This is a genomic window from Nonomuraea solani (assembly GCF_900108335.1).
GTDB classification, from domain to species: Bacteria; Actinomycetota; Actinomycetes; order Streptosporangiales; family Streptosporangiaceae; genus Nonomuraea; species Nonomuraea solani.
In genome coordinates this window covers 25,610-50,589 of sequence record NZ_FNVT01000009.1, presented here as the reverse complement: position 1 = coordinate 50,589, position 24,980 = coordinate 25,610, and the positions used below count along the sequence as shown (strand labels likewise).

The following is a 24,980-nucleotide window of genomic DNA, read 5'->3' as shown; positions in this document are numbered from 1 at the left end:
TCGCCCGGTGATGGCTAGGTTGCGCTGGTGCAGTACGTCGATGTGGCCGGCCGGGCGCTGCTGATCACCGTGTTCGCCCTCGCCCTGGTCAGCAAGGTCTCCAGCCGTGCGGCCTGGAGCGCGTTCGTCCGGTCGACCAGGTCCATGAGGGTGGTCGGTGACGGGCTGGCGCCCGCGGCCGCGGTGGCGACGGCGGCGGCCGAGGCGGGCGTCATCGTCCTGGCCGCCGTTCCCGTGCGATGGGCCGGGTCGGCGGCGTTCGTGCTGGCGACCGGCCTGCTCGGCTGCCTCACCGTCGCCGTCGTGCTGGTCGTCCGGAGGGGCGCCCAGGTTCCGTGCCGCTGCTTCGGGGCCACCGAGACGCCCATGGGCACGCCGCACGTGGTCCGCAACCTGCTCCTCGTCGCCACGGCCCTGCTCGGGCTGGCCGGGTCGCTCGTCGGCGGCTCCTTCGACCCGGCCCTCACCGTGGTGATCGCCCTGTTCGGCGCCGTCCTGGGCCTCCTCATGGCCCGATGGGACGACCTCGTCTCGCTGTTCGCCGGATGAAAGGCTCCTTCACCCGGCGAACGTGAGAGGTCGGCCGGCGGCGTACGCGCGCAGGACGGCCTGCTTGACGGTCGTCCCCGGCGCGTCCAACCTTCAGCTGATACGAGTGAGCCATGACCGATTTCCTGACACCGCAACACCTCGCCCAGCGCACCTCCGCCGCAGTCAACGCGGCCGTCGGCGCGGGACGCGACCTCGGGCTCGCCGTGACCGATGCCACGGTGCTCCATGACGTCTTCTCGGTCGTCGTCCACCTTGCGCCCTCGCCGGTCGTGGCCCGGATCCCCACCGTCCTGCCGCCCAGCGAAGACCTCGCGTCCCTCGCCCGCCGCCAGCGGACGGAACTGGACCTGACGAGCTGGCTCGCCGCCCAGGGCACCCCCGTGATCCCGCCCAGCCCGCTCGTGCCACGGGAACCCGTTCAGCGTGGTGCGTTCTCGATGACGTTCTGGCAGTTCGTCGAGGAGGACCGCGGCAAGGAGCCCGACTACGTGGCCAACTCCGAAAGCGTCGCCGACCTGCACGCCGCGATGCGCGCGTACCCGGGCCGGCTGTCGTTTCTGTCCGCGGCCGACCCGCGGTTCATCGCGGAGAGCCACACCCTGCTCGAAAGGAGCCCCGACCTCATCGGCGCGGCCGACCTGGACCGCGCCCGCCGCGAGTGGCGGATCCTGGAGCCTCTCGTACGCTCACGCGCGGCATTCGAGGAAAGGTTCCCGGGGATCGGCCTGCAGCCCATCCACGGCGACTCCCCGCCCGCCAACATCTTCTCCGGCGTGCACGGCGACCTCTACTCCGACTTCGAGCTGGCCACGCTGGGCCCCGTCGAATGGGACCTGGCCGCTCTCGGGCCCGAGTACGAATCCGCCTACAACCGTGGTGCGCGGCGCAACGGCACCCGGCCGTTGGACGAGGACGTCCTGGGCTTCGTCAACGCCGTCGGGATGCTGCGGGCCATCGCCGCCCTCGCGCTCGTGCCGCAGCTGCCCGTGCTGGTGGACTACCTCAAACCGGCCGTCGAACAGTGGCGGACGATGCCGTTCGCGGGCGGCATGGCCGGCTGACTCGCCGCTCAACCGGCGGGAAAACCGGGCCCGGGCTTGGCGCGGATCTCGCGGACGTCGATGGGCTGGTCGCATTCGCTGCAGACGACCACGGCGTGCATGTCGTGGTCGCACGCGGTGTGGTGGAGGATCAGCGGGGTGCCTTCCGGGCCGGTGAGCCACCGCTCGCCCCAGGCGGCCATGGCGGCGAGGATCGGGTAGACCTCCCGCCCCTTGTCGGTGAGCCGATATTCGTAGCGGGGCGGGTTGGGCTGGTATTCGACCTTGCGGAGCAGCCCTTCGTCGACCAGGCGGCCGAGGCGCCGGCTGAGAATGTTGCGGCCGGTGCCGAGGGCGGCCTGGAAGTCGTCGAAACGCCGGGTGCCGAGACAGGCCTGCCGCAGGAGCAGCAGGTTCCAGTGGTCACCGAGCACGCTGACGCTCCGGGCGATGGTGCAGGGCCAGTCGGCAGTGTCGGTGCGCCGCATGCGGACCAGGGTAGCCCAGAGGGTTGCATGTTGGAACTCAGTGTCCTAGCGTCCGTTTCATCATGGAACTCGCCCTGGCCGGCGAGACGATCGTTGGGTCGAAGGTGATGAGATGACCGGCGAGCAGACGACCGAGTGGCGTCCGACCGCGTGCATCCTGTGCGAGTGCAACTGCGGCATCGAGGTACGCCTCGGCGGCCCGGACGGGCGGACACTCGACCGCATTCGCGGTGACAAGGCCCATCCGGCGTCGCAGGGCTACACCTGCCAGAAGGCGCTGCGGCTCGACCATTACCAGAACGGCCCCCACCGGCTGACCTCCCCGATGCGCCGCCGCCCCGACGGGACGTACGAACCCGTCGGCTGGGACACCGCGATCACCGAGGTCGCGGCCGGGCTCGCCCGGGTGCGCGACACCCACGGCGGGAAGACGATCTTCTACTACGGCGGTGGCGGCCAGGGCAACCACCTCGGCGGCGGGTACGCCTCCGCCACCAGGGCCGCGCTCGGCAGCAGGTTCCGCTCCAACGCGCTGGCGCAGGAGAAGACGGGCGAGTTCTGGGTCAACGCCAAGCTGCTCGGGAACTACACCCGGGGCGACTACGAGCACGCCGAGGTGGTGGTGTTCGTCGGCAAGAACCCGTGGCAGTCCCACAGCTTCCCGCGCGCCCGTCCGACGCTGAAGGAGATCGCCCGGGATCCGGGCCGGTCGATGGTCGTGCTCGACCCGCGCACCACCGAGACCGCCGAACTGGCCGACCACCACCTCGCCCTGCGGCCCGGCACCGACGCCTGGTGCCTGGCCGCGCTCGCCGCGGTGCTGGTCCAGGAGGACCTGCTCGACCGCGACTGGCTCGCCGAGCACGCCACCGGGCTCGGCCGCGTCGAATCCCTGCTCGCCGCGGTCGACGTCGACGCCTACGCGGCGATCTGCGACCTCGACCCCGGCCTGATCCGGCGGACGGCCCGGCGCATCGCGGCCGCTTCGAGCGTCGCGGTGTACGAGGACCTGGGGGTGCAGATGAGCCTGCACTCCACGCTGTCCAGCTATCTCAACAAGCTCCTGTGGGTGCTGACGGGCAACTTCGCCAATCCCGGCGGCCACTACGTACCCACGAGCATCGTCAGCCTGGCAGGAGGCGGTGGCGGTCGCGAGCGGCGGTCGCCCGTCGCGGGGGCGCGGATCATCTCCGGCCTGGTCCCGTGCAACGTGATCGCCGAGGAGATCCTGACCGATCACCCCGGCCGGTACCGGGCGATGATCATCGAGTCCGCCAACCCGGCGCACTCACTCGCCGACAGCCCCCGGATGCGCCAGGCGATCAGGGCGCTGGAGTTCAGCGTCGTCATCGACGTCGCCATGACCGAGACCGCCCAGCTGGCCGACTACGTGCTCCCGGCGGCGTCGCAGTACGAGAAGTGGGAGGCGACGTTCTTCAACTTCGAGTTCCCGCACAACTACTTCCACCTGCGCCGGCCCCTTCTCGACCCGCTGCCCGGCACGCTGCCCGGCACGCTGCCCGAGCCGGAGATCCACGCCCGGATCGTCGAAGCGCTCGGCGCCCTCGACGCGATCGACCTCGCTCCGCTGGCCGAGGCGGCGCAGCGGAGCCGCGCCGAGTTCGGCGAGCGGTTCATGCGGCTCATGGGCGAACATCCCGAGGCCGCACCGCTGCTGAGCGTGATCCTCTACCGCACGCTGGGCCCGGCCCTGCCCGACGGCGCGGCTTCGGCGGCGCTGCTCTGGGGCGCGGCGCACCGGGCGGCGGCGCAGATCGGGCCCAGCATCGAGCGAGCGGGTTTCGAGGGGGCCGAGGCGCTCTTCGACGCGATTCTCGCCCACCCCAGCGGCGTGGTCTTCAGCGTCGACGAGCCCGCCGACAACTGGGCCCGGGTCCGTACGCCGGGCGGGCGGCTGGACCTCGACAACGAGATCGTGCTCGACGCGCTCGCCGAACTGGCCGGTGCGGAACCGCCCGGCCACGACCCGGACTTCCCCCTCGTCCTGTCCGCCGGCGAACGGCGGTCGTTCACCGCGAACACCATCTTCCGTAGCCCGGAATGGCGCCGGCGCGACCGGGACGGCGCCCTTCGCGTCTCGCGGGCCGACGCCGACGCCCTCGGCCTGGCCGACGGCGACCGGGCCCGGGTCACGACCAGGCGGGGGAGTGCCGAGGTGCTCGTGGAGGTCAGCCCGATGATGCGTCAGGGCCACATCGCGCTGCCGAACGGCCTCGGGGTGACCCGGACTCCGGAGGCGGCCCCGGCCGGCGTGGCGCCCAACGACCTCACCTCCAGCGATCACCGGGATCCGATCGCCGGCACCCCGTATCACAAGCACGTCCCGGCCCGCCTCGAACCGCTGGATGCCTTATAGATCGGATGTGCCAGACGCCCATGCGCGGCATTCCGATGCCGCAACCGTTCGTCCTCCGGCATTGACCCGATGTTACCGAGGAATTAACGTCGCAAGTTAAATATTCACTCGGCTCATGGACGGACCCGCATGGGTGATCTCAGCAGACGAGGATTCCTTCAAGCCGGTGCCGGCGCGGCCTCCCTGGCCCTGGCCGGTTGCGCCGGGGGCGGAAGCCAGGGCGCCGGCCTCCAGTTCGCGTGGTGGGGCAGTACGGCCCGCCACGCCGCGACCCAGAAGGCCATCGACGCCTTCAAGAAGAAGAAGCCCGGCACCCAGATCAAGACCCAGTTCTCCGGCTGGGACGGCTACTGGGAGAAGCTGGCCACCCAGACCGCCGGTGGCAACGCCCCCGACGTGATCCAGATGGACTACTCCTACCTCGCCGAGTACGCCAGGCGCGGCAGCCTGCTCGACCTGGGCCCGTACGTCGGCAAGGGCCTGGACCTGTCCGGGTTCGAGCCCGGCGTGGTCGACGCGGGAAAGATCGACGGCAAACAGTACGCCGTGAACTTCGGCATCAACTCCGTCGCCCTCATGGTCAACAAGACCCTGGCGGCCGAGCGGGGCGTGGAGGTCCCCGGCACCTTCACCTGGCCCGAGTACGGCGAGCTGGCCGGGAAGCTGGCGGGCAAGGGCGTCTTCGGCACCGAGGACGGCGCCCAGGACGGCGGCGCGCTGGAGACCTGGCTGCTGGAGCGGGGCAAGATGTTCTTCACCGCCGACGGCCGGCTGGCCTACGACGAGAACGACCTCAAGGAGTGGTTCACCTTCTGGGACGGCCTGCGCAAGTCGGGCGCCGCCGCGCCGCCGGACGTCCAGGCCACCGCCGCGGGCGACGTACAGAACAGCCTGGTCGCCACCCGCCGGGCGGTCATGGACTTCGCCTGGTCCAACCAGGTCACCGCCTACGTGTCGCTCACCAAGGACGAGATCGGCGTGCACACCTTGCCGACGGGCGACAAACCGGGCCAGTACTACAAGCCGTCCATGCTGCTGACGATCAGCGCCGGCACCAAGGCCAAGGACGCCGCGGTGGCGCTGGTGAACGCGCTCGTCGCGGACGCCGACGTGGCCGCCCAGCTCGGATCCGAGCGCGGCATCCCGCCCGCGGCCCCGATCCGCGCCGCGCTGCGGCTCAAGGCGTCGCCCTCCGAGCAGCTCGTCTACGCCTACATCGACTCGATCGAGGACCAGGTCGGCCCGCTGCCGCCGCCGCAGCCGCTCGGGGCCGGTGAGCTGCACAACAAGGTGCTCACCAACGTCAACCAGCAGATCGGTTTCGGCAAGCTGACCATCGACCAGGGGGTGTCCCGATTCTTCGAAGAAGCCGGACGAGTGCTCAAGTAGAGGGACGTTCCGCCTACCTGTTCCTGCTGCCGTGGTTCGCCGGGCTGCTCCTGCTGACCGGCGGGCCGATCCTGGCCTCGCTGGCGCTCTCGTTCACCGACTTCGACCTGCTCACCGCCCCGTCCTTCGTGGGGCTGGACAACTACGCCAGGATGCTCACCGACGACCCGCACTTCGTGAGCGCGGTCCGGGTCACGCTGATCTACGTCGTTCTCTCCGTGCCGCTGTCCGGGGCGTTCGCGCTGCTGGTCGCGGTGCTGCTGAACCGGCCCATGCGCGGCATCGGCGCATACCGCGCCGCCTACTATCTGCCGTCGCTGCTCGGCGGCAGCGTCGCGGTGGCGATCCTGTGGCGGCAGATCTTCGGTGCGGACGGCCTGATCAACGATGTCCTGCTGCACCTCGGGATCGTGGGGCCGAGCTGGATCTCCACCCCCGAGTACGCGATCTACACGCTGATCGTGCTGCACGTCTGGCAGTTCGGCTCGCCCATGCTGATCTTCCTGGCCGGGCTGAAGCAGATCCCGGCCGAGCTGTACGACGCGGCCGCGGTGGACGGGGCCGGCCAGGTGCGTACGTTCTTCCGCGTCACGCTCCCCATGCTCAGCCCGATCATCTTCTTCAACCTGGTGCTGCAGACGGTGAACTCCTTCAAGGCGTTCACCCCCGCCTTCATCATCAGCGGCGGCACCGGGGGACCGGCGGACTCCACGCTCTTCTACACGCTGTTCATCTACCAGGAGGGTTTCGGGAACTTCCGGATGGGTTACGCCTCCGCGCTGGCCTGGGTGCTCCTCCTGGTGACCGCGGCCTTCACCGCGCTGGCCTTCCGCTCCGCGAAGTACTGGGTGCACTATGCCGACTAGCCGCCGCTGGGCCGTTCACCTGCTGGTCGTGGTGGGCGCGCTCGTCATGCTCTATCCGCTGTTCTGGCTGATCAGCTCCTCGGTCAAGCCCAACGACGAGATCTTCTCCGATCCGGGCCTGGTGCCGCAGACCGTGGTGACGGACAACTACGCCACCGGGTGGACCGCGCTGGGGGTGCCCTTCAGCGGGTTCTTCGCGAACTCGTTCCTCATCGCGGCGGCCGCCGTGGCGGGGAACGTGATGTCGTGTTCGATGGCGGCCTACGCCTTCGCCCGGCTGAGCTTCCGGTTCAGGAGGCTCTGGTTCGCGATCATGCTGATGTCGATCATGTTGCCGATCCACGTGCTGATCGTGCCGCAGTACACGCTGTTCAAGTATCTGGGCTGGGTGGACACGTTCCTGCCGCTGATCGTGCCGAAGTTCCTGGCCGTGGACGGGTTCTTCATCTTCCTCATGGTGCAGTTCATCCGGTCGCTGCCGAGGGAACTGGACGACGCGGCCCGCATCGACGGGTGCGGGCCCGTCCTGGTGTACTGGCGGATCATCGTGCCGCTGTCGCGGCCCGCGCTGATCACGACCGCCATCTTCACCTTCATCTGGACATGGGACGATTTTTTCAGCCAGCTCGTCTATTTGAGCGACGTGTCCACCTATACGGTGCCGCTCGCCCTGCGGGCGTTCCTCGACTCCAGCGGCGGCTCCACCTGGGGGCCGATGCTCGCGATGGCGGTGCTGTCGCTGATCCCGGTGCTGGGCTTCTTCCTGATCTTCCAGCGGCGCATCACCGAAGGGATCTCGACCACGGGCCTCAAGGGCTGATCAGGGTTCCTCCGGTACGACGGGCGGCCCGTCGTACCGGAGGAGTTCTCACCGTGCGCAGGTCGTCAGGCCCGGCCGCCAGCGGCACGCGATCGCGGCGAAACCGCCCTCCGCCGCGACCTGCACCGCCAGTGGCCCGCCGCGCACCACATGGGCCTGGCGGACGAGACCGCCGGCGCCGTCAACGGTCACCTCGACCAGCCATCGTCCTCGCAGGAAGCCCGCCGGCACCTGGAGCGTCCTGGCCGCCCCGGAGACCCCGGCGCCGATGAACCAGCGGTCGCCGCTTCGCCTGGCCATCACCGTGTGCTCGGCGGGCGTCCCGGACAATAGCCGCGTCTCATCCCAGATGGCGGGCACCTGGTCGAGGAAGCGCTCCGCCTCCGGCCGCGCACGGTAGGCGTCCAGCGATCCGGCCAGGTTCTGCAGCCCCGACTCGAACAGCACCGACAACGCCAGCTCGTGCGCGTCCGAGGTGGGGCGGCTGCCCCGCTGGAACGCCATGGGCGTGTAGTCCATGGAACCGATCTGGTTCCTCGTGTACGGCAGCGCCGCTAGATGGCTGGTCGTCAGGTTCGACGACTTCTCCGCGCCGTGCACCCCTTCCATGGTCATCACGTGCGGCCAGGTCCGGTTGATCCCCTTGGGCACGGTCGAGCCGTGGAAGTTGACCATGAGACGGTTGTCGGCCAGGTCCCGCAGCGTCTCGTCGTACCACCGCAGCCGCTCCTGCGCCTCGGAGTCGATGAAGTCCAGCTTGACGCCCTTGACACCCCATTGGCGCAGCAGCCCGAAACGTTGGACGCGCTCGTCGGGGCTGTCGAAGTCGGAGAACCGCAGCCACGTCATGACGCCGACGCCGCGCGCCCGGCCGTAGTCGACGAGCTGGGGGATCCAGGTGAACTCGGCCGTCCGATCCGTCCAGGCCCGTTCGCCGGTGACCGGGTCGTCGTACCAGCCGGCGTCGACCAGCACGTACGGCCAGCCGTGTTGTGCGGCGTAGTCGACGAACTCCTTCTGGCGCTCCAGGCTCTGCTGGACGGGGCGGCCCCCGGCGAGCCAGCTCCAGAGCACCTTGCCCGGCCTGACCCACGACGGGTCGGCGATCCGGGAGCCGGGCGCCAGGTCGTCGACCAGGGTGGACTCGGTGACGGTCGCCAGATCACCTGTGATCATGACCCGCCACGGCGTGACCAGGCCGCCGGTATAGGGAACGCGCGCGTCCCAGAGGGCGATCTTGTACGTGCTCTGGTCGTGCACCAGGCGCGGCCCGGTGTACGAGCCGTCCAGCGCCGACTCCGCCAGCAGGAGGTAATCCCGGCCGGCCCTGAACAGGGCGGGCATCTGATACTCGGCCGCGGGCACGTCGGCGTACCGGATGAACGGGTTCTCGTAGTCGCGGCGATGCCCGGCCAGCCAGGCGGTGGACCCGCCGGGAACGGCGAACGCCGACGCCTCACCGACGACGGCACCCGCGCCGGGCAGCTCGTAGCGGTAGGCGACGCCGTCACGGGCGGCCCTGACGACCAGGTCGAGCCGGGAGTCGCCACGGGTGAGGCGGAAGCGGGACTCCTTCATCACGGACATGCGCTTGAGGCGTTTCCCGGCCGTGGTGGCGTACTTCTCGACCACGATCCGGCTGGAGCGGCCGGTGAGGCTCAGGCCGGTGGTGAGGTCCGCCTGTTCCGTGGTGAGACCGAGCGGGCTGGGGTCGAGCACCGTCGCCCCGTCCCGCGACACGCTCACGGACGGGCTGCCGTGCTCGTCGAGGCGGACGGTGGCGGCGGGCCCGCCTCCGGGGGCCTCGACGGTCCAGGTGGCGGGCGAAGCGGCGGGAGCGATCAGGAGGCCGGCGACCATGGCACCGGTGAGCAGCCAGTTCATCTATGCGGGATTCTCGGCGTGAGTGAGCGTCTCCCAGCCCAGGAAGTGCGTGGTCCCCGCCGGGCGGCCCTGCTCGACCAGCCGCTGGGTGCGCGCCATGCCGATGCCCATGCGGTTGCGCAGGGCGTTGAAGCCGACCTCGAACGTGGGCCCGAGGCCCAGGGTGACCGACCCGCCGCACAACGACGACGGCACCGGCTCGCCGAGCTGCAGCCCGGCGTGGAAGCCCATCGCGTGCCGCAGCCGGTCCTTGGCCTCGGTGTACAGGTCGAGGCCCTGGTGGCGGGCTGTCTCCGCGACGTGGACCGCCGCCGCGATGCCCCAGCCGGTGTGGCCGAAGTCGCGGCAGGTCTCCTGGGCCAGCCCGTTGACGAAGGTGGACTGGCCCTGCCAGTAGTCGATGAGCTCGTCGCGGGTGTCGTACCTGCTCCCGGGAGGCGACTTGGGCAGCGCGCCGTCGGTGGTCAGGTACATGTAGGCGGGCACCCGCCCGCGCCAGGTCCGCACCGCCCGGTCGAAGGCGGCCTGGTCGTCGAGATGGACGGCGATGCCGATGGCGGCGTCCGTCATGATCAGCTCCCAGTTGCCGTTGGTGTTGGGGCTGCCCGCGATCACGGTCGGCAGGTAGACGTCGCGCAGCTTGGTGGCGAAGCGGGCGGCGCCGGGCCAGCCGGTGTAGGTGTGCTTGATCAGCTCGGCGGCCCTGGAGAAGTTGGCGCCTGCCCAGCCGGTCTGCAACGGGGCGTTGTGCCCGATGTGCTGGGAGATGACGGCGGACCAGGCGTCCATGATCTGGATGGCCTTCTGCGCGTAGCGGGCGTCCTGGGTCAGATACCACTGCAGGGCGTGCGTGTACGCCGCCATGCCGTCCTTACGCTCGTCGGAGCATCCGAGGTCGGGGTTGGACGAGGGCCCGCACTCCACGGTGGCGCGCGGCTTGGCCGTCCACGACAGCGAGGCGAAGGAGCTGGCGCGCAGGGCGGCCCAGGCCGACTTCCACGGCTCGTTGCCCAGGTTGGCCTTGACGTGGTCGAGCTGGGGCCGGCTGACGAGTACGCCCGGGTGGTTGAACGCGGCGGCGGTCGCGTGCGCCGGCACGGCGAGCATCGCCCCGACGAGGGATGACACGGTCAGGATGAGGCGGAGTCGCACGGCGGGCTCCTTCTCTAGACATCGGGTGTTTGACCAACATCAAGCCAGCCGTTGAATCGCGAGTCAAGGTTTATAGGAAAGTTTCCTAACCTCCGAGGGCCTTCGAAACGTCGCGTGGAGTCCGTGCGATCTCCACGGGAGAGGTCCCATTTTCAGCGGAAGGGCCGTTCATGCACAGAACACTGCCGGTCGCTCTCCTGGTGGCCGGCCTGCTGGCCTGGCCAAGTCAAACCGCCACCGCCACAGCCGGCGCCACAGCCGGCGCCACTGCCACAGCCAGCGCAGCCACCACCGTCACCACCGCAGCCGCCGCCTCCGTCGTCTACGAGGCCGAGAACGCGGCCATCGTCAACGGCGTGGTCGAGAGCGAGCACGCGGGCTACTCCGGCACCGGCTTCGTCAACAGCGCCAACGCCGTCGGCCCGGCGGTGGAGTTCACCGTACAGGCCGAGGCCGCCGGGAGCACCGACCTGGCCTTCAGGTACGCCAACGGCGGCACGGCCGCGCGCCCCGCCACCCTCACCGTCAACGGCGCCACCCACTCCACCCCCCGGTTCGCCGCCACCGGAGCGTGGACCACCTGGAGCAACGAGACGGTCTCGGCGACGCTCAACGCGGGCGCCAACGTCATCCGCATCACCGCCACCACCTCGGGCGGCCTGGCCAACATCGACGCGCTCACGGTCGGCGCCCCGCCGGGCGACGGCCCGATCGCGGACCCCATCCCGCAGAACCCCATCCAGGCCGACCTCGGGCTGGTGCTCACCGAATACGCCCAGTTCCCCCGATCCGAGCCGGTGCCCACCCCCACCGACGCCCGGCTGATGCGGCACGCCAGGATCAACCACCTCAGCCAGCTCGCCGACGGGCGCAGGGTCGTGCCCGACCTCAACGGCAGGCTGTACACAATGCCCCCGAACGGCGGCCCGCCGGCCACCTACCTCGACGTGCGCGCCACCGTGGGGTCGAACTTCTTCTCCGGCCGCGGCCTGGGCAGCGGTCTCGGCTTCGTGGCCTTCCATCCGGAGTTCGCCGCAAACGGCCGCTTCTACACCGTCCACAGCGAGGCGTTCAACGCGCTGACCTCGCAACCGGCCGACTGGACCCAGCCGAACGCCGTCGTGCAGAGCGTGGTCACCGAGTGGACGGCGGCCAACCCCGCCGCCGCCACCTTCAGCGGCACCCGCAGGCAACTGCTGCGGCTCGGCTTCGGCACCTACATCCACGCCGTCCAGCAGATCGACTTCAACCCGAACGCCGCCCCTGGCGGCCCCGACCACGGCCTGCTGTACGTCGCGGTCGGCGACGGCGGCATCGGCGTCTCCAGCACCGTGCCGCAGCAGCGCAACCAGCCCTTCGGCAAGATCCTGCGGATCGACCCGCGCGGCACCAACAGCACGAACGGCCGGTACGGCATCCCGGCGAGCAACCCGTTCATCGGCCGGCCGGGCACGCTCGGCGAGATCTACGCCCTCGGCATGCGCGACCCGCACCGCTTCGGCTGGGACCGCGGCGGCACCGGCCGCATGTTCCTGGGCCACATCGGCGAGCACGACATCGAGGGCGTCTACGACGTGCGGCCGGGCGACAACCTCGGCTGGAGCGAGCGCGAGGGCGCGTTCGTCTTCGACCGCGGCGAGCCCTGCTACCTCTACCCGCTGCCCGCCAACGACGCCCAGCTCGGCTACACCTACCCGGTCGCCGCCTACGACCACAACGGCCCGCCCGGCTGCACGGGCGACCTCGGCCGGGCCATCGCGGGCGGCTTCGTCTACCGGGGCCCGCTGACCGCCCTGCGGGGCAAGTACATCTTCGGCGACCTCGTCCAGGGCTGGGTCTTCGCCACCAACGAGGCCGAAATGACGCGTGGCGGCACCGACCTGGCACCGCTCTACCAGCTCAAGCTCTACAACGCCGCCGGCACCCTGGTGACCATGCGGACCCTGGCCGGAGACGACCGGGTCGACCTGCGCATCGGCATGGACAGGGCCGGTGACCTGTTCATCTTGTCCAAGGCCAACGGCAAGATCTGGAAGGTGACGGGAACCCGCTGACGTCCGGGCGGTCCGCGTGATCCGCGGACCGCCCGAATTAGTTTCGTCAAGAATTGAATTCGTCCGGTCGGCCATCTACGCTCCAGAGATCCGATGTCTCCACAACCCTCGGTGGTGACCGTGTCCTCTCGACGCTCTCTGCTCAAGGCCGGTGGGGTTCTCGCCGCGGCCACCCTCGTTCCCGGCGCCGGCCCGGCGGTGGCCGAGTCCGGGCGCTCCGGCCCCTGGCGCAAGGTCCCGGACATCCTGCGGAAGATCCGGCCTCCCCGGTTCCCGAGGCGGCGGTGGGAGATCACCGCCTTCGGCGCCGTGGGAGACGGCACGACCGACTGCACGGCGGCGTTCCGGGCGGCGATCGCCGAGTGCCATCGCAGCGGCGGCGGCCGGGTCGTGGTGCCGCCGGGGCGCTTCCTCACCGGTGCCGTCCACCTGCTGAGCAACGTCGAGCTGCACGTGTCCGAGGGCGCGGTGATCGCCTTCAGCACCGACCCGGACGCGTACCTGCCGGTGGTCTTCACCCGGTGGGAGGGCACGGAATGCTACAACTACAGCCCTTTCGTGTACGCCCACGGGCAGCGGAACATCGCGATCACGGGCAGGGGCACGCTCGACGGCCAGGCCAGGAAGGGCCCCTGGGAGAGCTGGTACGCCAACGGCGGCCCTCAGGGCGCCGACCAGCGGGCGCTGCGCAAGATGGGCGACGACGGCGTGCCGGTCGGGCAGCGCGTGTTCGGGGCCGGGCACCACCTGCGCCCCGCCATGGTGCAGTTCGTGAAATGTCGGGACATCTTGGTGGATGGCGTCACGATCCTCGAACCGCCCATGTGGACCGTGAACCCCGTCCTGTGCACCAACGTCACCGTGCGGGGCATCACCGTCGTCAGCACCCTGTACAACACCGACGGCTGCGACCCGGAGTCGTCGTCGTACGTGCACATCCACCACTGCCGCTTCAACACCAACGACGACTGCGTGGCGGTCAAGTCGGGACGTGACGCCGACGGCCGCAGGGTGGGCGTGCCCAGCGAGAACATCGTCGTCCAGGACTGCCACTTCTCCGGCCGCTGGGGCGGCATCACGGTCGGCAGCGAGATGTCGGGCGGCGTCCGCGACGTCTTCGCCGAGCGCTGCGAGATCAACTCGCCGGACTTCCCCGGCAACCACCCGGTGAAATACCCGGTCTACATCAAGGCCAGCAAGAAGCGTGGCGCCTTCATCGAGGGCGTCCACGTCCGCGACTTCACCGGCCGGGGCGTGGAGCGCGAGGTGATCTTCGTCAACATGGCCTACAACAGCAACGAGGGCGGCTCCGAGCCGGTGTCGGTGCGCGACATCCGGATGGAGCGGACCAGGATCGACGGCGCCGCTGCCGTGCTCAACCTCGTCGGCCTGGAGACCGACCACCTGACCGGGGTCCGCCTGGAGAAGTGCGTGTTCACGAACATCGCCGGCCCCGACAAGATCGCCTACACCGACGGCCTGAGCCTGCGCAAGGTGTTCGTGAACGGTGTGGAGCGATGAGGCACCTCGTCGCCGTCCTGATCCTGCTGGCCACGGCCGGGGTGGCGCTGCCCGCCGAGGCCGGGCGGTCGGTGCGCGGGTGGACGATCCTGTCCGGCAGTGACGCCGGGGCCGACGCCGTGATCGCCGCCGCGAAGCCGTACGCGATCAATCATCTGCAGCTCAGCCACGAGATCGTGCACGACCTGCGCGAGGTGCGCCGGCCCGCCAAGCAGGCCCAGGCCAACCGGCTCGTCGCGGCCGCGCACGACGCCGGGATCGCCGAGGTGGCGATCTGGGACCACTCGCTCTACGACCTGGACCACTACCCGGCCGAGTTCCGCACCGGCCCCGACGGCACGATCGACCTGGACGATCCGGCCTTCTGGCAGTGGTTCAAGCAGGACTACCGGGAGATGCTCGACCTGGTGCCGGACGTCGACTCGGTGGTGCTGACCTTCATCGAGACCGGCGCGCGGGTGGAGCGGCAGCACTCGGCGAAGCTCACCACGGCCGAGCAGAAGCTGGCCTACCTGGTCGACCAGGTCGCCGAGGTCATCGTCGGCGAGCGGGGGATGGGCCTCTACCTGCGCACGTTCGGATACTTCCCGGCGGAGATGGAGCGCACGATCGGCGCGATCGCGCTGGTCCGCAACCCGGACGTCAAGGTGATGGCCAAGGCGACCCCGCACGACTTCTTCCTCACCCACCCGAACGACTCCACGATCGCGCGGATCGACCGCCCGGTGCTCGTCGAGTACGACACCGCGGGCGAGTACAACGGCCAGGGGAAGATCGCGAACGCGTGGCCGGAGGAGCACGTCAGGCGGCTGCGCCACTACCAGAGCCTGCCGAACGTGATCGGCTACGTGGCCAGGACCGACCGCTACGACGAGTCGCGCATCATCGGCACGCCCACCGAGATCAACCTGTACGCGCTGGCCCGGGCCACGGAAGATCGCCGGGTGAGCGTGGGGACGATCTACCGGGAGTTCGCGGCCAGGACGTACGGGAAGGCGGCCGCGCGGGACGTCGCCGCGGCGCTGTCGAAGTCGTACGAGATCGTCACCTCGGTGCTCTACAGCCTGGGAACGAACACCGCGAACCACTCCCGGCTGGACTACGAGCCGTACTGTTCGAGCTACCACCGCAGTGTGTCGGGCAAGTGGATCGACCCGCCGGTCACCTATGTCCGGCACGGCGTGAACAAGCGGTTCCACTTCTGGACCGACGTGGTCAACCATCTGTCGCCCGCCTCCTGCAAGGCCGACCCCACGCTGGCCAGGGAGGCGCAGTACGTGCTCGACCGGGGCTGGGTGACGCCCGGCGACCAGATGACGCCCGCGTACCTGCGATATGTGCTCGCGGAGAAGGACCACGGGGTGCGGGTGGCCGAGAGCGCGCTGCGTGACATCGCGAAGGCCCGGCGGCACCTGTCGGCCGCGCACCTCCAGCAGCTCACGGCCTACTTCGAGCGGACTTTGCTCACCGCCAGGCTGCACCGGGCGGTCGCGGCGGCGTACTTCGGGTACCGGATCTACGTCCGGGACGTGGAGCGGAGGACCCGCAAGCTGCGGCGGCTCATCTGGGACGGGCTCGACGACGCCCGGCTCATCGCCGAGCAGATCCGGAAATATCCGGCACCAGCGGCGAGCGGGGAGTGGGACTGGGTCCGCGACGCGGCCGAGGCCGGCAAGTACCACGAGCGCATCTCCCAGGGCTGGGACCGGTACGGCGGCATCGCGGTGCCCCGGCCATGATCACGCCGGGTCCTCCATGTGGGCCTGGCGCAGGCGTTCGGCCTGTTCGCGGAGCGGTTGAGGGATGAGCTCCACGAGCTGGTCGCGTCTGAGCGGCAGGTCCAGCAGGCTGAGCTTGACCCGGTTGCGCTGGGAATGGGTGTCGGCGTCGAAGCGGACGACGTCCACGGCGTCGGCGCGCAGCCGTACGGACAGTTCGGCACCCGGCCGCAGCGGGTCGGCGGGGGTGCCGTCCACGGAGACGAGCAGCGCTCGGTCCTCCGACGGGTTGCGCAGCACGATGTGGTCGTCCTTGCCGAGGATGACGGAGCGGCTGATGCCGGACATGGGCGCGACGGGGGTGAGCGCGACGGACGGGGCGGACGGCGAGATGACGGGGCCGCCCGCCGCGTAGTTGTAGGCCGTGGAGCCGGTCGGCGTGCAGGCGATCACCGCGTCCCCCCGGTAGTAGCCGTGCCGCAGCCCGTTGACCTCGAGGTCGAGCGTCAGGCTGGACAGCGGTTCGGCGGCGGCGATCACGATGTCGTTGAACGCGGTGAAGCCGCCCGCCTCCAGGCAACTGTGCGGTTCGAGGGTGTAGCGGCCCTCGGTCAGGCGGTCGAGGGCCCGTTCCAGCTCCGACGGGGTGACCTCGATGAGGAAGCCCAGGTGGCCGTGGTTGACGCCGAGCACCGGCACCTGGCGGCCGACCATCAGCCGCATCGCGCCCAGCATGGTGCCGTCGCCGCCGAGGCTGATCACGCCGTCCACCTGGTCGGCGAACTCCTCGGCCGCGACGGTGGCGATCTCCGGCCCGACCCGCTCGGCGTCGCACCGGCGGGCGATGACGGTGGCGCCGGTGCGGCGCGCGTACCGGGTGATCACCTGAACGGAGTCCAGGACCGGCCGGGACGGGTGCACCACCAGGCCGAGGGTGAGGTCCGCTGAGATCTTCACGAAGGGCACCTACCCAAACCTGTTAAATCATCTGCTTGGCTTGAGTAAATCATATGATTTACGCAGCGCGCCACCGGCTCCACCGGCTCCATGGGCGTCCGCGACTGGGTCGCCTGTCTGGTGCGCTCGTTCACCGGACATCTGGCCGCCCTGGGCGGCCCCACCTGGTACGCGCGGTTCTGTGTCCAGGCGACCCGGCCCTCCACAGGATCATGATCGAGGAGACGCTGACCTCCGCCTCGCTGCGGATGCTGGTGACCGGCCCGTACCAGTGCCTGTCCGGCCTGCCGTCGGTTGTGCGCGACGAACGCGCGGTCATGGCCCATCACCTGATCGCCCAGATGTGCGCCGAGCGGGAACACGCGCCTGTCGAATCGATTCGACTAGGAGTCTTCGCGCGGGCGGGCAGGCCCTGTCGTGGCGCGGAGCGAGATGGGCGGGGCGAGCAGGAGGTGGCGGTGCGGGGTGCCGGGGTCGGCGATGCGCTGGATGAGCAGCTCGACGGCGCGGGCCCCCATCTCGTCGGCGGGGACGTCGGCGGCCGTGAGCGGCGGATGCAGGTTCTCGGCCCAGTGCTGGGCCGCCACACCGGCGATGGAGAAGTCGCGGGGCACACTCAGATCCGCCTCGGCCAGCGCGCGGTACATCCCGGCGACGGCGGCCTCGTTGATCGTGGCGATGGCGGTCAGCTCCGGGTGCTCGGCGAGGAGCTGCTGGAGGCAGGTCTGCCCGGCCTGGGCGTCGTCGGCGCAGCAGACCCGCACGCCGCGCAGGCCGCGCTCGGCGATGGCGCGGTCGAAACCGGCCTGCGCGCGGTGGCCGGGGCCGTATCCGGCGGCGACCAGCTCGGTGTTGCGGTTGACCAGCGCCAGGTGCCGGTGGCCGAGGTCGGCGAGGTGGTGGACGCACTTGGCGATGAGCGTCTCGTAGTCGATGTCCACCCACGACATCTCCTCCGGGTCGCGAGTGCGGCCGATGCCGACGAACGGCACGCCGCTCTCCAGCAGCCGGGCGACCCGGTCGTCCGCCAGCCGGATCTCCATGAGGACGACGCCGTCCACGCGGCGGCCGGTCACCACCCGCTCGAAGGACCGGTCGTGCTCGCCGCCCGAAGGTGACAGCAGGACGTCCAGGTCGGCGCGGGCGGCGGCGTCGACCACGCTGGCCACGAAACCGAGCTGCATGTCGGTCAGGCGCCGGCCGGCCGGCGGTATCACCAGGCCGATCGTGCGGGTGCGGCCCTCCTTCAGTGCCCTGGCGGCGGCGTTGGGGCGGTAGCCCAGCTCGTCGATGACCGCCTGGATGCGCCGCTTGGTCTCCTCCGACACCGGGCGCTTGCCGGTGAGCGCGTACGAGACGGTGCTGCGTGACACGCCCGCCCGCTTGGCGATCTCTCCGATGTTCACCCGTGCTCCTTGGCCGATCCGCCGGTCGCCGACCATCGTAGGTCGAATCGGTTCCTGCCGAGGCCATGTCGCCTGCTCGCGCAACGACTCGGCATCCTGTCATTGACTCCGGTGGCGGAGCGGGCCTATGTTCGGGCGAACCGATTCGACGAATCGATTCGACTTCCTGATGTACCAGCCGCGTCACGTCTGTAAGCGGAGGGCAGCCCAATTGAGATCAGCGGCAAGGAGCCGGCGTGCGGCCGGCGCGAGTCTGGCGGCCCTGGCCGTCGTGGGCGGGCTGGGCGCCTGCTCATCATCGTCCGGAGGTTCCCCAAGCGCGAGCACCTCGTACAGCGTGTGGGATCCCTATCCTCAGTTCGATCAGAGTTCGGAGTGGGTGAAGCTGCTTTCCAGGTGCGGTGCCGACGCCGGGGTGAAGGTGGAGCGGACCGGTTATGACACCACGGATCTGACGAACAAGGCGCTGCTGGCGGCGCAGCAGGGGAACGCGCCGGATGTGTTGATCGTGGACAATCCGGTGGTCTCGACGCTGGCCGAGGCGGGGGTGCTGACCACCACCGACCAGACCGCTTCGATCGCGCCGAATCTGCTCGCGGCCGGGCAGATCGGTGGCAAGACCTACGGGGTGCCGATCGGCGCCAACACCCTGGCGCTCTACTACAACAAGGACGTTCTCCAGGAGGCCGGGGTGGACATCGCCTCGGTGAAGGACTGGGCGTCATTGACGGCGGCGCTGGAGAAGGTGAAGGCGTCCGGGAAGAAGGGCATCACGTTCTCGGCGATCGGCACCGAGGAGGGCAGTTTCCAGTTCCTGCCCTGGTTCTGGGGCGCGGGCGCGAAGCTGACCAAGCTGGACTCGGCCGAGGGGGTCGCGGCGGTGACCTTGTGGGCGGACTGGGTGAAGAAGGGGTATGCGCCGAATTCGGTCATCAACAACACCCAGACCACCAGCTGGCAGGAGTTCGCCACCGGCGAGTTCGCGTTCGCCGAGAACGGCACCTGGCAGGTGGCCAACGCCGAGAAGGCCGGCTTCGGCTACGGCATCATTCCCATCCCGGGCAGGGACGGCGGCACCGCGCCGGCGCCGACCGGGGGCGAGTTCGTCAGTGTGCCGGTGCAGTCCGACACCGGCCGCTACCCCACCGCCCGCAAGCTGGTGGCCTGCCTGACCAGCGCCGGCCATTCACTGACGACGACCACCACGTTGTCCTACATCGCGCCCACCGAGGCGGTGCAGGCCCAGCAGGTGGCGGCGAACCCGGACCTGAAAGTGTGGGTGGCGGCGGTGCGGGCGGCCAAGGGCCGTACCAGCGACGATCTGGGCACCAAGTATCCGAAGATCTCCGAGCCGTTGTGGGGCGCGGTGCAGGCCGCGCTCAGCGGCTCGAAGCAGCCGCAGCAGGCCCTGACGGCGGCCCAGAGCGCCATCATCCAGTGAGCATCCGCCCGTGAACATCCGTCGGCGTGCCGGGGCGTGGGCGTTCCTCGCCCCGGTGCTGCTTTACCTGCTGCTCTTCTACGCCTACCCGCTGGTGCGCAACGTGGAGCTGAGCCTGCGCGACTACACCGTGCGCTCGTTCGTGCACGGCGACGCCCCGTTCGCCGGGCTGGCCAACTACGCGGCGGTGCTCGCCGACGCCACCTTCTGGCCCGCGCTCGGTCACACGATCGTGTTCACCGTGGTGTCGCTGGTCTTCCAGTTCGGCATCGGGCTGGCGCTGGCGGTGTTCTTCCACCGCCATTTCCCGCTGTCGGCCACGCTGCGGGCCCTGTTCCTGGTGCCGTGGCTGCTGCCGCTGATCGTGTCGGCCTCGACCTGGTCGTGGATGCTCAACAGCGACTCCGGTGTGGTCAACGCGCTGCTCGGCTGGTTCGGGGCGGGGCCGGTGAACTGGCTGACCTCGCCGGACTGGGCGCTGTGGTCGGTGACCTTGGCCAACATCTGGATCGGTGTCCCGTTCAACCTGGTGGTGCTGTATTCGGGGTTGCAGGCGATCTCGCCGGACCTGCACGAGGCGGCCGCGCTGGACGGCGCCACCGGCGCGCAACGGTTCTGGCGGGTGACCTTCCCGCTGCTGCGGCCGGTCTCGGCGATCACGCTGCTGCTCGGCCTGGTCTACACGCTGAAGGTGTTCGACATCATCTGGATCATGACCAAGGGCGGCCCCAGCGGCGCCTCCACCACCTTCGCCACCTGGTCCTACCGGCTCGGCTTCGGCAACCTGGTGCCCGCCTTCGGCCCTGGCGCCGCGGTCGGCAACCTGCTCATCTTGACCGCGCTGGTCTTCGGGCTGCTCTACATCCGCCGGCAGCACACACCATGAAGCCCCTGAAGACCGCGGTCGGGCTGGTGCTGACCGGCGTGATGCTGTTCCCGGTCTACTGGATGATCAACGTATCCTTCACCCGGGCCGGCGACATGCGCAAAACCCCGCCGAACTGGTTCCCGGTTCATGCCACCCTGGACGGCTACCGCGCCGTCCTGGACCAGCAACTGCCCTACCTCGGAGTGAGCCTGATCGTCGGACTCGGCACCGTGGCCCTGACCCTGATCGTGGCCGCGCCGGCCGGGTACGCGCTGGCCAAACTCCGCCCACGCGGCGCCCGCACCCTCACCTTCGCGCTGCTGGTCGCCCAGATGATCCCCGGCATCATCATGGCGATGGGCTTCTACGCCATCTACCTCAACCTCGGCCTGCTCAACACCGTGCCCGGCCTGATCGTGGCCGATTCCACCCTCGCCGTCCCGTTCGCCGTGCTGATCCTGACCGCGTTCATGTCCGGCATCCCCGACGAACTCCTCCAAGCCGCCCGCACCGACGGCGCCGGCCCCTTGCGCACCTTCGCCTCGATCGTGCTGCCCGTCTCCCGCAACGCCCTCATCACCGTCGCCCTGTTCGCCTTCCTGTGGGCCTGGTCGGACTTCATCTTCGCCTCCACCCTCGACCAAGCCGGCGACCACCAGCCCATCACCCTGGGCATCTACCACTACATCGGCAACAACAACCAGGAATGGAACGCCATCATGGCCACCGCCGTCATCGCCTCCATCCCGGCCACCGTCCTGCTCATCATCGCCCAGCGCTACGTCGCCGCCGGCATCACCGCCGGGGCCGTCAAAGACTGAGAAGGGATCCTCACTTCATGACCGTCGCCGCCTCCGGCCCGGTGTTCTCCCTGCGGGAAATCCCGTTCAGCCATCGCGGATCCTGGTTCGGTTTCTCGCCCGTGGTGGCGGAGAAGACGTACGCCGAGGATGTGCACCTGGTCTCCCACCAGACCGGCATGCACCCGATCCTGCGGCTGACCCCCACCGCCGAGACCGCCATCACCGCGACCCCGCACCAGCTCACCTGGGCCGGCGAGGACGGCCGGATCGACCTGGCCTACGAGAACCCCGACACCGTGCGCGTCCGGGGCAACGGCCTCGGGCTGCGGCTGCTGGCCGCCGACCCCGTGCTGACGCCGTTCAGCGGCCCCTACTTCTACCAGGACCCCGCCGACGGCTCGTACGTCTTCACCGTCTACCAGACCGGCCGCCGCTACCGGATCACCCCGCTCACCGGGCGGGCCGAACCCCACGGCGCGCAGGCGCTGGGCGTCGCCGAACGCGGTCTCGTCCTCAGCGGCGCGTGGGAGATCGCGATCGAGGAGTACGAGACCGCCCGCGCCCCTTACACCGGCACCGATACCTTCGAGCAGGTGGTCAAGGCCGCGCGGGCGGACTTCGACGCGTTCACCGAGGCGGTCGCGCCCTGGCGCGGTGACCGCACGCCCGCCGCCGAACTGGCCGCCTACGTGCTGTGGTCGGCCATCGTGCGCCCGGCCGGGTTCGTCACCCGGCCCGCCGTGCTGATGTCCAAGCACTGGATGGACAAGGTGTGGAGCTGGGACCACTGCTTCAACGCCCTCGCCCTCGCCGAAGGGCTGCCCGGCCTGGCCCTGGACCAGTTCCGGCTGCCCTTCGACCACCAGGACGCCGCCGGCGCGCTGCCCGACTCCGTCACCCACTCCGAGGTCCTCCACAACTTCGTCAAGCCGCCCATCCACGGCTGGGCGCTGAGCCGCCTCCCTCCGGCGCCGGACGCGTACCCGCTGCTGGAACGCTGGACCACGTTCTGGCTGGACGCCCGCCGCGCCCCCGGCCGTGAGCTGCCGCACTACCAGCACGGCAACGACAGCGGCTGGGACAACGCCACCACCTTCGACCCCGAGCGCGTCGTCGAGACCGCCGACCTGGCCGCCTTCCTCGTCCTGCAGATGCGGCAGCTCGCCCGGCTCGCCCCGGAGGCCCGGTGGAACGAGCGGGCCGACCGGATGCGCGACGCGCTCCTCGCCGAGCTGTGGGACGGCGAACGGTTCGTCGCCCGTGGCGTGCACTCGGGGCGTACCTGGAGCAGCTCCAGCCTGCTCGACCTCATGCCGATCGTGCTGGGGGAGGAGCTGCCGCACCCCGTCCGGGCGGCGCTGGCCGCCGGGATCGAGCGGCACCTGACCGCGTTCGGCCTCGCGACCGAGCCGCCCGACTCGCCGCACTACGCGGACGACGGCTACTGGCGCGGCCCCATCTGGGCGCCCTCGACGGTGCTGATCGAGGACGGGCTGCGCCGCGCCGGCTACCCGGACCTGGCCGACGAGATCAGCTCCCGCTTCCGCGCGCTGTGCGAGAAGTCGGGGTTCGCCGAGAACTTCGACGCCCGCACCGGGGAGGGCCTGCGCGACCGCGCCTACACGTGGACGGCGAGCGCCTACCTCATCCTCGCCGCCGCCCACGAGCGGCGCACGGCAACCGGCGCGGTCATCGGCCCCAGAGCCGCCACGTCTGGTTGAGCGGACTCGCCTGGCCTGCCGGTATGCAGGTCCACTGGTGGACGGGAGCCCGGGGCGCGGTCGAGATGGTGCTGACGTCGACGCACTTGCCGCTGTGGCGGGCGACGAGCTGGTAGTCGCGGGGGTCGTTGCCGGCGTAGGTGACCTTGCGCAGGGTGAACTGCTGGTTCTGCGCGCCGCCGCACGCCCACTGGCGCACCGGGGCGCCGTCGGCGGTGGCGGTCGCGCTCACGTCGAGGCACTTCCCGCTCTGCTGGTTGACCACCGTGTACGTGTTCGCCACGCCGGCGACCGGCCGGAAGTTCCACAGCTGCTGGTCGCCGCCCTCGCAGAAGAACTGCTGCTGCACGTTGCCGTCCGCCGTGCTCAGGCCGGTGTTGTCCAGGCACTGCTGGGAGTGCTGCGCGACGGCGACGGACTGGAAGCCGCCGTCCGAGGGCGGCAGCAGGGTGATGGTGAACGTCTCGTCGGCGTTGGTGTGCGGCAGGTTCAGCGTGGCGCCGTTGCCGGACAGGGTCAGGATCGTGTTCTGTACGGTGACCGGCCCCTGGACGGCGCCCCCGCCGTTGTACGGGATGCGCTGCACGACCGCGCGGACCTGGTTGTTCTGCACGATGCCGCTGGTGGCGTCGAGCCGCCGGAGGCCGATGGCGATGTTGCCGGTCGTCCCGCCGCCGCCGACCAGGATCTTGGCCGTGCCGGCTGCCTTGGTGGCGAAGGCGTCGTACGCCGGGCTCGGGGTCGTCGAGACGATCTGACCGGTCTGGGAGCCGTAGAAACGGTAGACCCACCATTCGCCCTTGGGCAGATGCTGGCCCGAGGAGTTCCGTACGAGCAGGTTGCCCAGATCGTTGTGCAGGTTGCCGGCACTCGCCCAGTTCGCCCGCAGCCCGTCGGCGCCCGCCCGCTCCAGCCGGGCGATGTACCAGGACCCGTCTCCCGGGTTCTGCTCGCTGGACGCGCCGTACTCGTTGATCTGGTACGGGCGCGGATGCGGGATGCCGCGCGAGCCGAGCGTGGTGTTGGCGGCCGCCACGTTGGCCACCGGGTCGCCGGGCAGGGAGTGCCAGCTGACGATGTCGGGGACCACGTTGTTCGCGCGAATGAAGTCGAGGTAGGAGTTCCACCAGGCGTGCGTGGTGGACGGCACGCAGGCGCAGCTCGGCCCGACGATCGATTGGCCCGGGAAGGCGGCGCGGATGCGCTGGTAGCTGCGGCGCCACAGCTCGAAGTACTGGGCCTGCGAGCGGTTCCAGAACAGGGAGAGGTTGGGCTCGTTCCAGATGTCCCACTGCACGGTGATTCCGGCGGCCCGCACGTCGTTGATCAGGCGGGTGAGGAAGGCGTCGTAGTCGGACCAGTCGCCGTTGTCGCCCGGAAAGCGCGAGATCGGATAGCCGTCCGCACCCCATAAGTCGTGCGGGAGGATGATGAACTGGCCGCCGAGCGCGATCGTCCGCCTGGCCTGGGCCAGCGTCGCGTTCCACCGCCGGTCGTAGGAGCCCGACACCCAGCCGCCCGGCGAGCCGAGCTGAGCGCCACCGGCCCTCATATACCGAAATTTCACGTCACGGAAGAAGTGGTCCGCCGGCCCCGAGCCGTTCTCCGTCATGCCGTAGATCCACCCGGAGGCGCGGTAGCTCGGAGCGCCGCCGGCCACGGAGAAGTCGACGCTGATGGACTCATCGCCGGCGTATGCCGGGACCGCCGGGACGGCCGGGAGGATGACGGCGACGAGCATCGCGGCCAGGAGCCGGGCGATGGAGATGAGCCGTCTTCTGGGCCGTTGAGGGGTCATGTTGGCTCCCTTGAATCGATTCGAAACCACGGGAACGGCGCTCAACTGGCATCGGAATGCCTAGGAGAGGTGTATTAGCGAATCGATTCGATCGGATCGTAGATCCGTTGACGGAAACGTGTCAA

General features: G+C 70.0%; 19 protein-coding genes. 13 read left to right on the top strand and 6 right to left on the bottom strand.

The annotated features are described in order from the left end of the window. Nucleotides 1-27 precede the first annotated feature (27 nt). Complete coding sequence (locus tag C4V41_RS29945) at nt 28-549, top strand: MauE/DoxX family redox-associated membrane protein (RefSeq protein WP_103959315.1); 522 nt, start codon at nt 28-30, stop codon at nt 547-549. 113 nt (nt 550-662) lie between these two features. After that, nucleotides 663-1,613, top strand: coding sequence for a phosphotransferase (locus C4V41_RS29940; protein WP_103959314.1), 951 nt, complete (start codon nt 663-665; stop codon nt 1,611-1,613). A gap of 8 nt (nt 1,614-1,621) precedes the next feature. Here the strand turns inward: C4V41_RS29940 and C4V41_RS29935 are convergent, their stop codons facing one another. Continuing rightward, nucleotides 1,622-2,080, bottom strand: a complete 459-nt coding sequence (locus tag C4V41_RS29935; protein WP_103959313.1) for a winged helix-turn-helix transcriptional regulator — start codon at nt 2,078-2,080, stop codon at nt 1,622-1,624. A 112-nt stretch (nt 2,081-2,192) separates the two neighbouring features. On the opposite strand from C4V41_RS29935, the gene C4V41_RS29930 reads away from it, so the two are divergent. The 4 genes from C4V41_RS29930 to C4V41_RS29915 all read left to right on the top strand — a co-directional run bounded on the left by C4V41_RS29930 (nt 2,193) and on the right by C4V41_RS29915 (nt 7,532). Beyond that, nucleotides 2,193-4,457 (top strand): molybdopterin-dependent oxidoreductase, encoded by a 2,265-nt coding sequence (locus tag C4V41_RS29930; RefSeq protein ID WP_103959312.1) that lies wholly within the window; start codon nt 2,193-2,195, stop codon nt 4,455-4,457. A gap of 129 nt (nt 4,458-4,586) precedes the next feature. After that, nucleotides 4,587-5,846, top strand: coding sequence for an ABC transporter substrate-binding protein (locus tag C4V41_RS29925; protein WP_103959311.1), 1,260 nt, complete (start codon nt 4,587-4,589; stop codon nt 5,844-5,846). After that, nucleotides 5,813-6,712, top strand: coding sequence for a carbohydrate ABC transporter permease (locus C4V41_RS29920; protein ID WP_103959310.1), 900 nt, complete (start codon nt 5,813-5,815; stop codon nt 6,710-6,712). Before C4V41_RS29925 ends, C4V41_RS29920 begins: the two co-directional genes overlap by 34 nt. Further along, nucleotides 6,702-7,532: a carbohydrate ABC transporter permease gene (locus C4V41_RS29915; RefSeq protein ID WP_103959309.1), complete on the top strand. Its 831-nt coding sequence runs from the start codon at nt 6,702-6,704 to the stop codon at nt 7,530-7,532. The genes C4V41_RS29920 and C4V41_RS29915 overlap by 11 nt, the downstream gene beginning before the upstream one ends. A gap of 48 nt (nt 7,533-7,580) precedes the next feature. On the opposite strand, the gene C4V41_RS29910 is transcribed toward C4V41_RS29915, so the two are convergent. Both C4V41_RS29910 and C4V41_RS29905 read right to left on the bottom strand, forming a co-directional pair. Further along, nucleotides 7,581-9,416, bottom strand: coding sequence for a glycoside hydrolase family 97 protein (locus C4V41_RS29910; RefSeq protein ID WP_103959308.1), 1,836 nt, complete (start codon nt 9,414-9,416; stop codon nt 7,581-7,583). After that, complete coding sequence (locus tag C4V41_RS29905) at nt 9,417-10,568, bottom strand: alginate lyase family protein (RefSeq protein WP_200824315.1); 1,152 nt, start codon at nt 10,566-10,568, stop codon at nt 9,417-9,419. A gap of 170 nt (nt 10,569-10,738) precedes the next feature. On the opposite strand from C4V41_RS29905, the gene C4V41_RS29900 reads away from it, so the two are divergent. The 3 genes from C4V41_RS29900 (at nt 10,739) to C4V41_RS29890 (ending at nt 15,882) form a co-directional block, all read left to right on the top strand. Next, a complete protein-coding gene (locus C4V41_RS29900; RefSeq protein WP_103959307.1) occupies nt 10,739-12,622 on the top strand; it encodes a PQQ-dependent sugar dehydrogenase in 1,884 nt (627 codons plus the stop codon). Between the two features lie 120 nt (nt 12,623-12,742). Then, a complete protein-coding gene (locus tag C4V41_RS29895) occupies nt 12,743-14,143 on the top strand; it encodes a glycosyl hydrolase family 28 protein (RefSeq protein WP_200824314.1) in 1,401 nt (466 codons plus the stop codon). Continuing rightward, nucleotides 14,140-15,882: a hypothetical protein gene (locus C4V41_RS29890; protein ID WP_200824313.1), complete on the top strand. Its 1,743-nt coding sequence runs from the start codon at nt 14,140-14,142 to the stop codon at nt 15,880-15,882. The genes C4V41_RS29895 and C4V41_RS29890 overlap by 4 nt, the downstream gene beginning before the upstream one ends. Here the strand turns inward: C4V41_RS29890 and C4V41_RS29885 are convergent, their stop codons facing one another. Beyond that, nucleotides 15,883-16,818, bottom strand: coding sequence for an NAD(+)/NADH kinase (locus C4V41_RS29885; protein WP_103959588.1), 936 nt, complete (start codon nt 16,816-16,818; stop codon nt 15,883-15,885). Between the two features lie 383 nt (nt 16,819-17,201). Further along, nucleotides 17,202-18,224 carry a LacI family DNA-binding transcriptional regulator gene (locus C4V41_RS29880; RefSeq protein ID WP_103959305.1) on the bottom strand — a complete coding sequence of 341 codons (1,023 nt, stop codon included), beginning with the start codon at nt 18,222-18,224 and terminating at the stop codon, nt 17,202-17,204. 379 nt (nt 18,225-18,603) lie between these two features. Between C4V41_RS29880 and C4V41_RS29875 the strand changes: the two genes are divergently transcribed. Genes C4V41_RS29875 through C4V41_RS29860 form a run of 4 tightly spaced genes read left to right on the top strand, consistent with a single transcriptional unit; the run spans nt 18,604 to nt 23,057 of the window. Beyond that, nucleotides 18,604-19,665, top strand: coding sequence for a sugar ABC transporter substrate-binding protein (locus tag C4V41_RS29875; protein ID WP_235030454.1), 1,062 nt, complete (start codon nt 18,604-18,606; stop codon nt 19,663-19,665). A gap of 10 nt (nt 19,666-19,675) precedes the next feature. After that, entirely contained in the window at nt 19,676-20,551 is an 876-nt protein-coding gene (locus tag C4V41_RS29870; RefSeq protein ID WP_103959304.1) for a carbohydrate ABC transporter permease, read from the top strand. Then, entirely contained in the window at nt 20,548-21,354 is an 807-nt protein-coding gene (locus tag C4V41_RS29865; protein WP_103959303.1) for a carbohydrate ABC transporter permease, read from the top strand. Before C4V41_RS29870 ends, C4V41_RS29865 begins: the two co-directional genes overlap by 4 nt. A 17-nt stretch (nt 21,355-21,371) precedes the next feature. After that, nucleotides 21,372-23,057 (top strand): amylo-alpha-1,6-glucosidase, encoded by a 1,686-nt coding sequence (locus C4V41_RS29860; RefSeq protein WP_103959302.1) that lies wholly within the window; start codon nt 21,372-21,374, stop codon nt 23,055-23,057. Here C4V41_RS29860 and C4V41_RS29855 read toward each other — a convergent pair. Continuing rightward, nucleotides 23,026-24,855, bottom strand: a complete 1,830-nt coding sequence (locus C4V41_RS29855) for an RICIN domain-containing protein (RefSeq protein ID WP_103959301.1) — start codon at nt 24,853-24,855, stop codon at nt 23,026-23,028. The two genes, C4V41_RS29860 and C4V41_RS29855, sit on opposite strands and share 32 nt — an antisense overlap. Between the last annotated feature and the right edge of the window lie 125 nt (nt 24,856-24,980).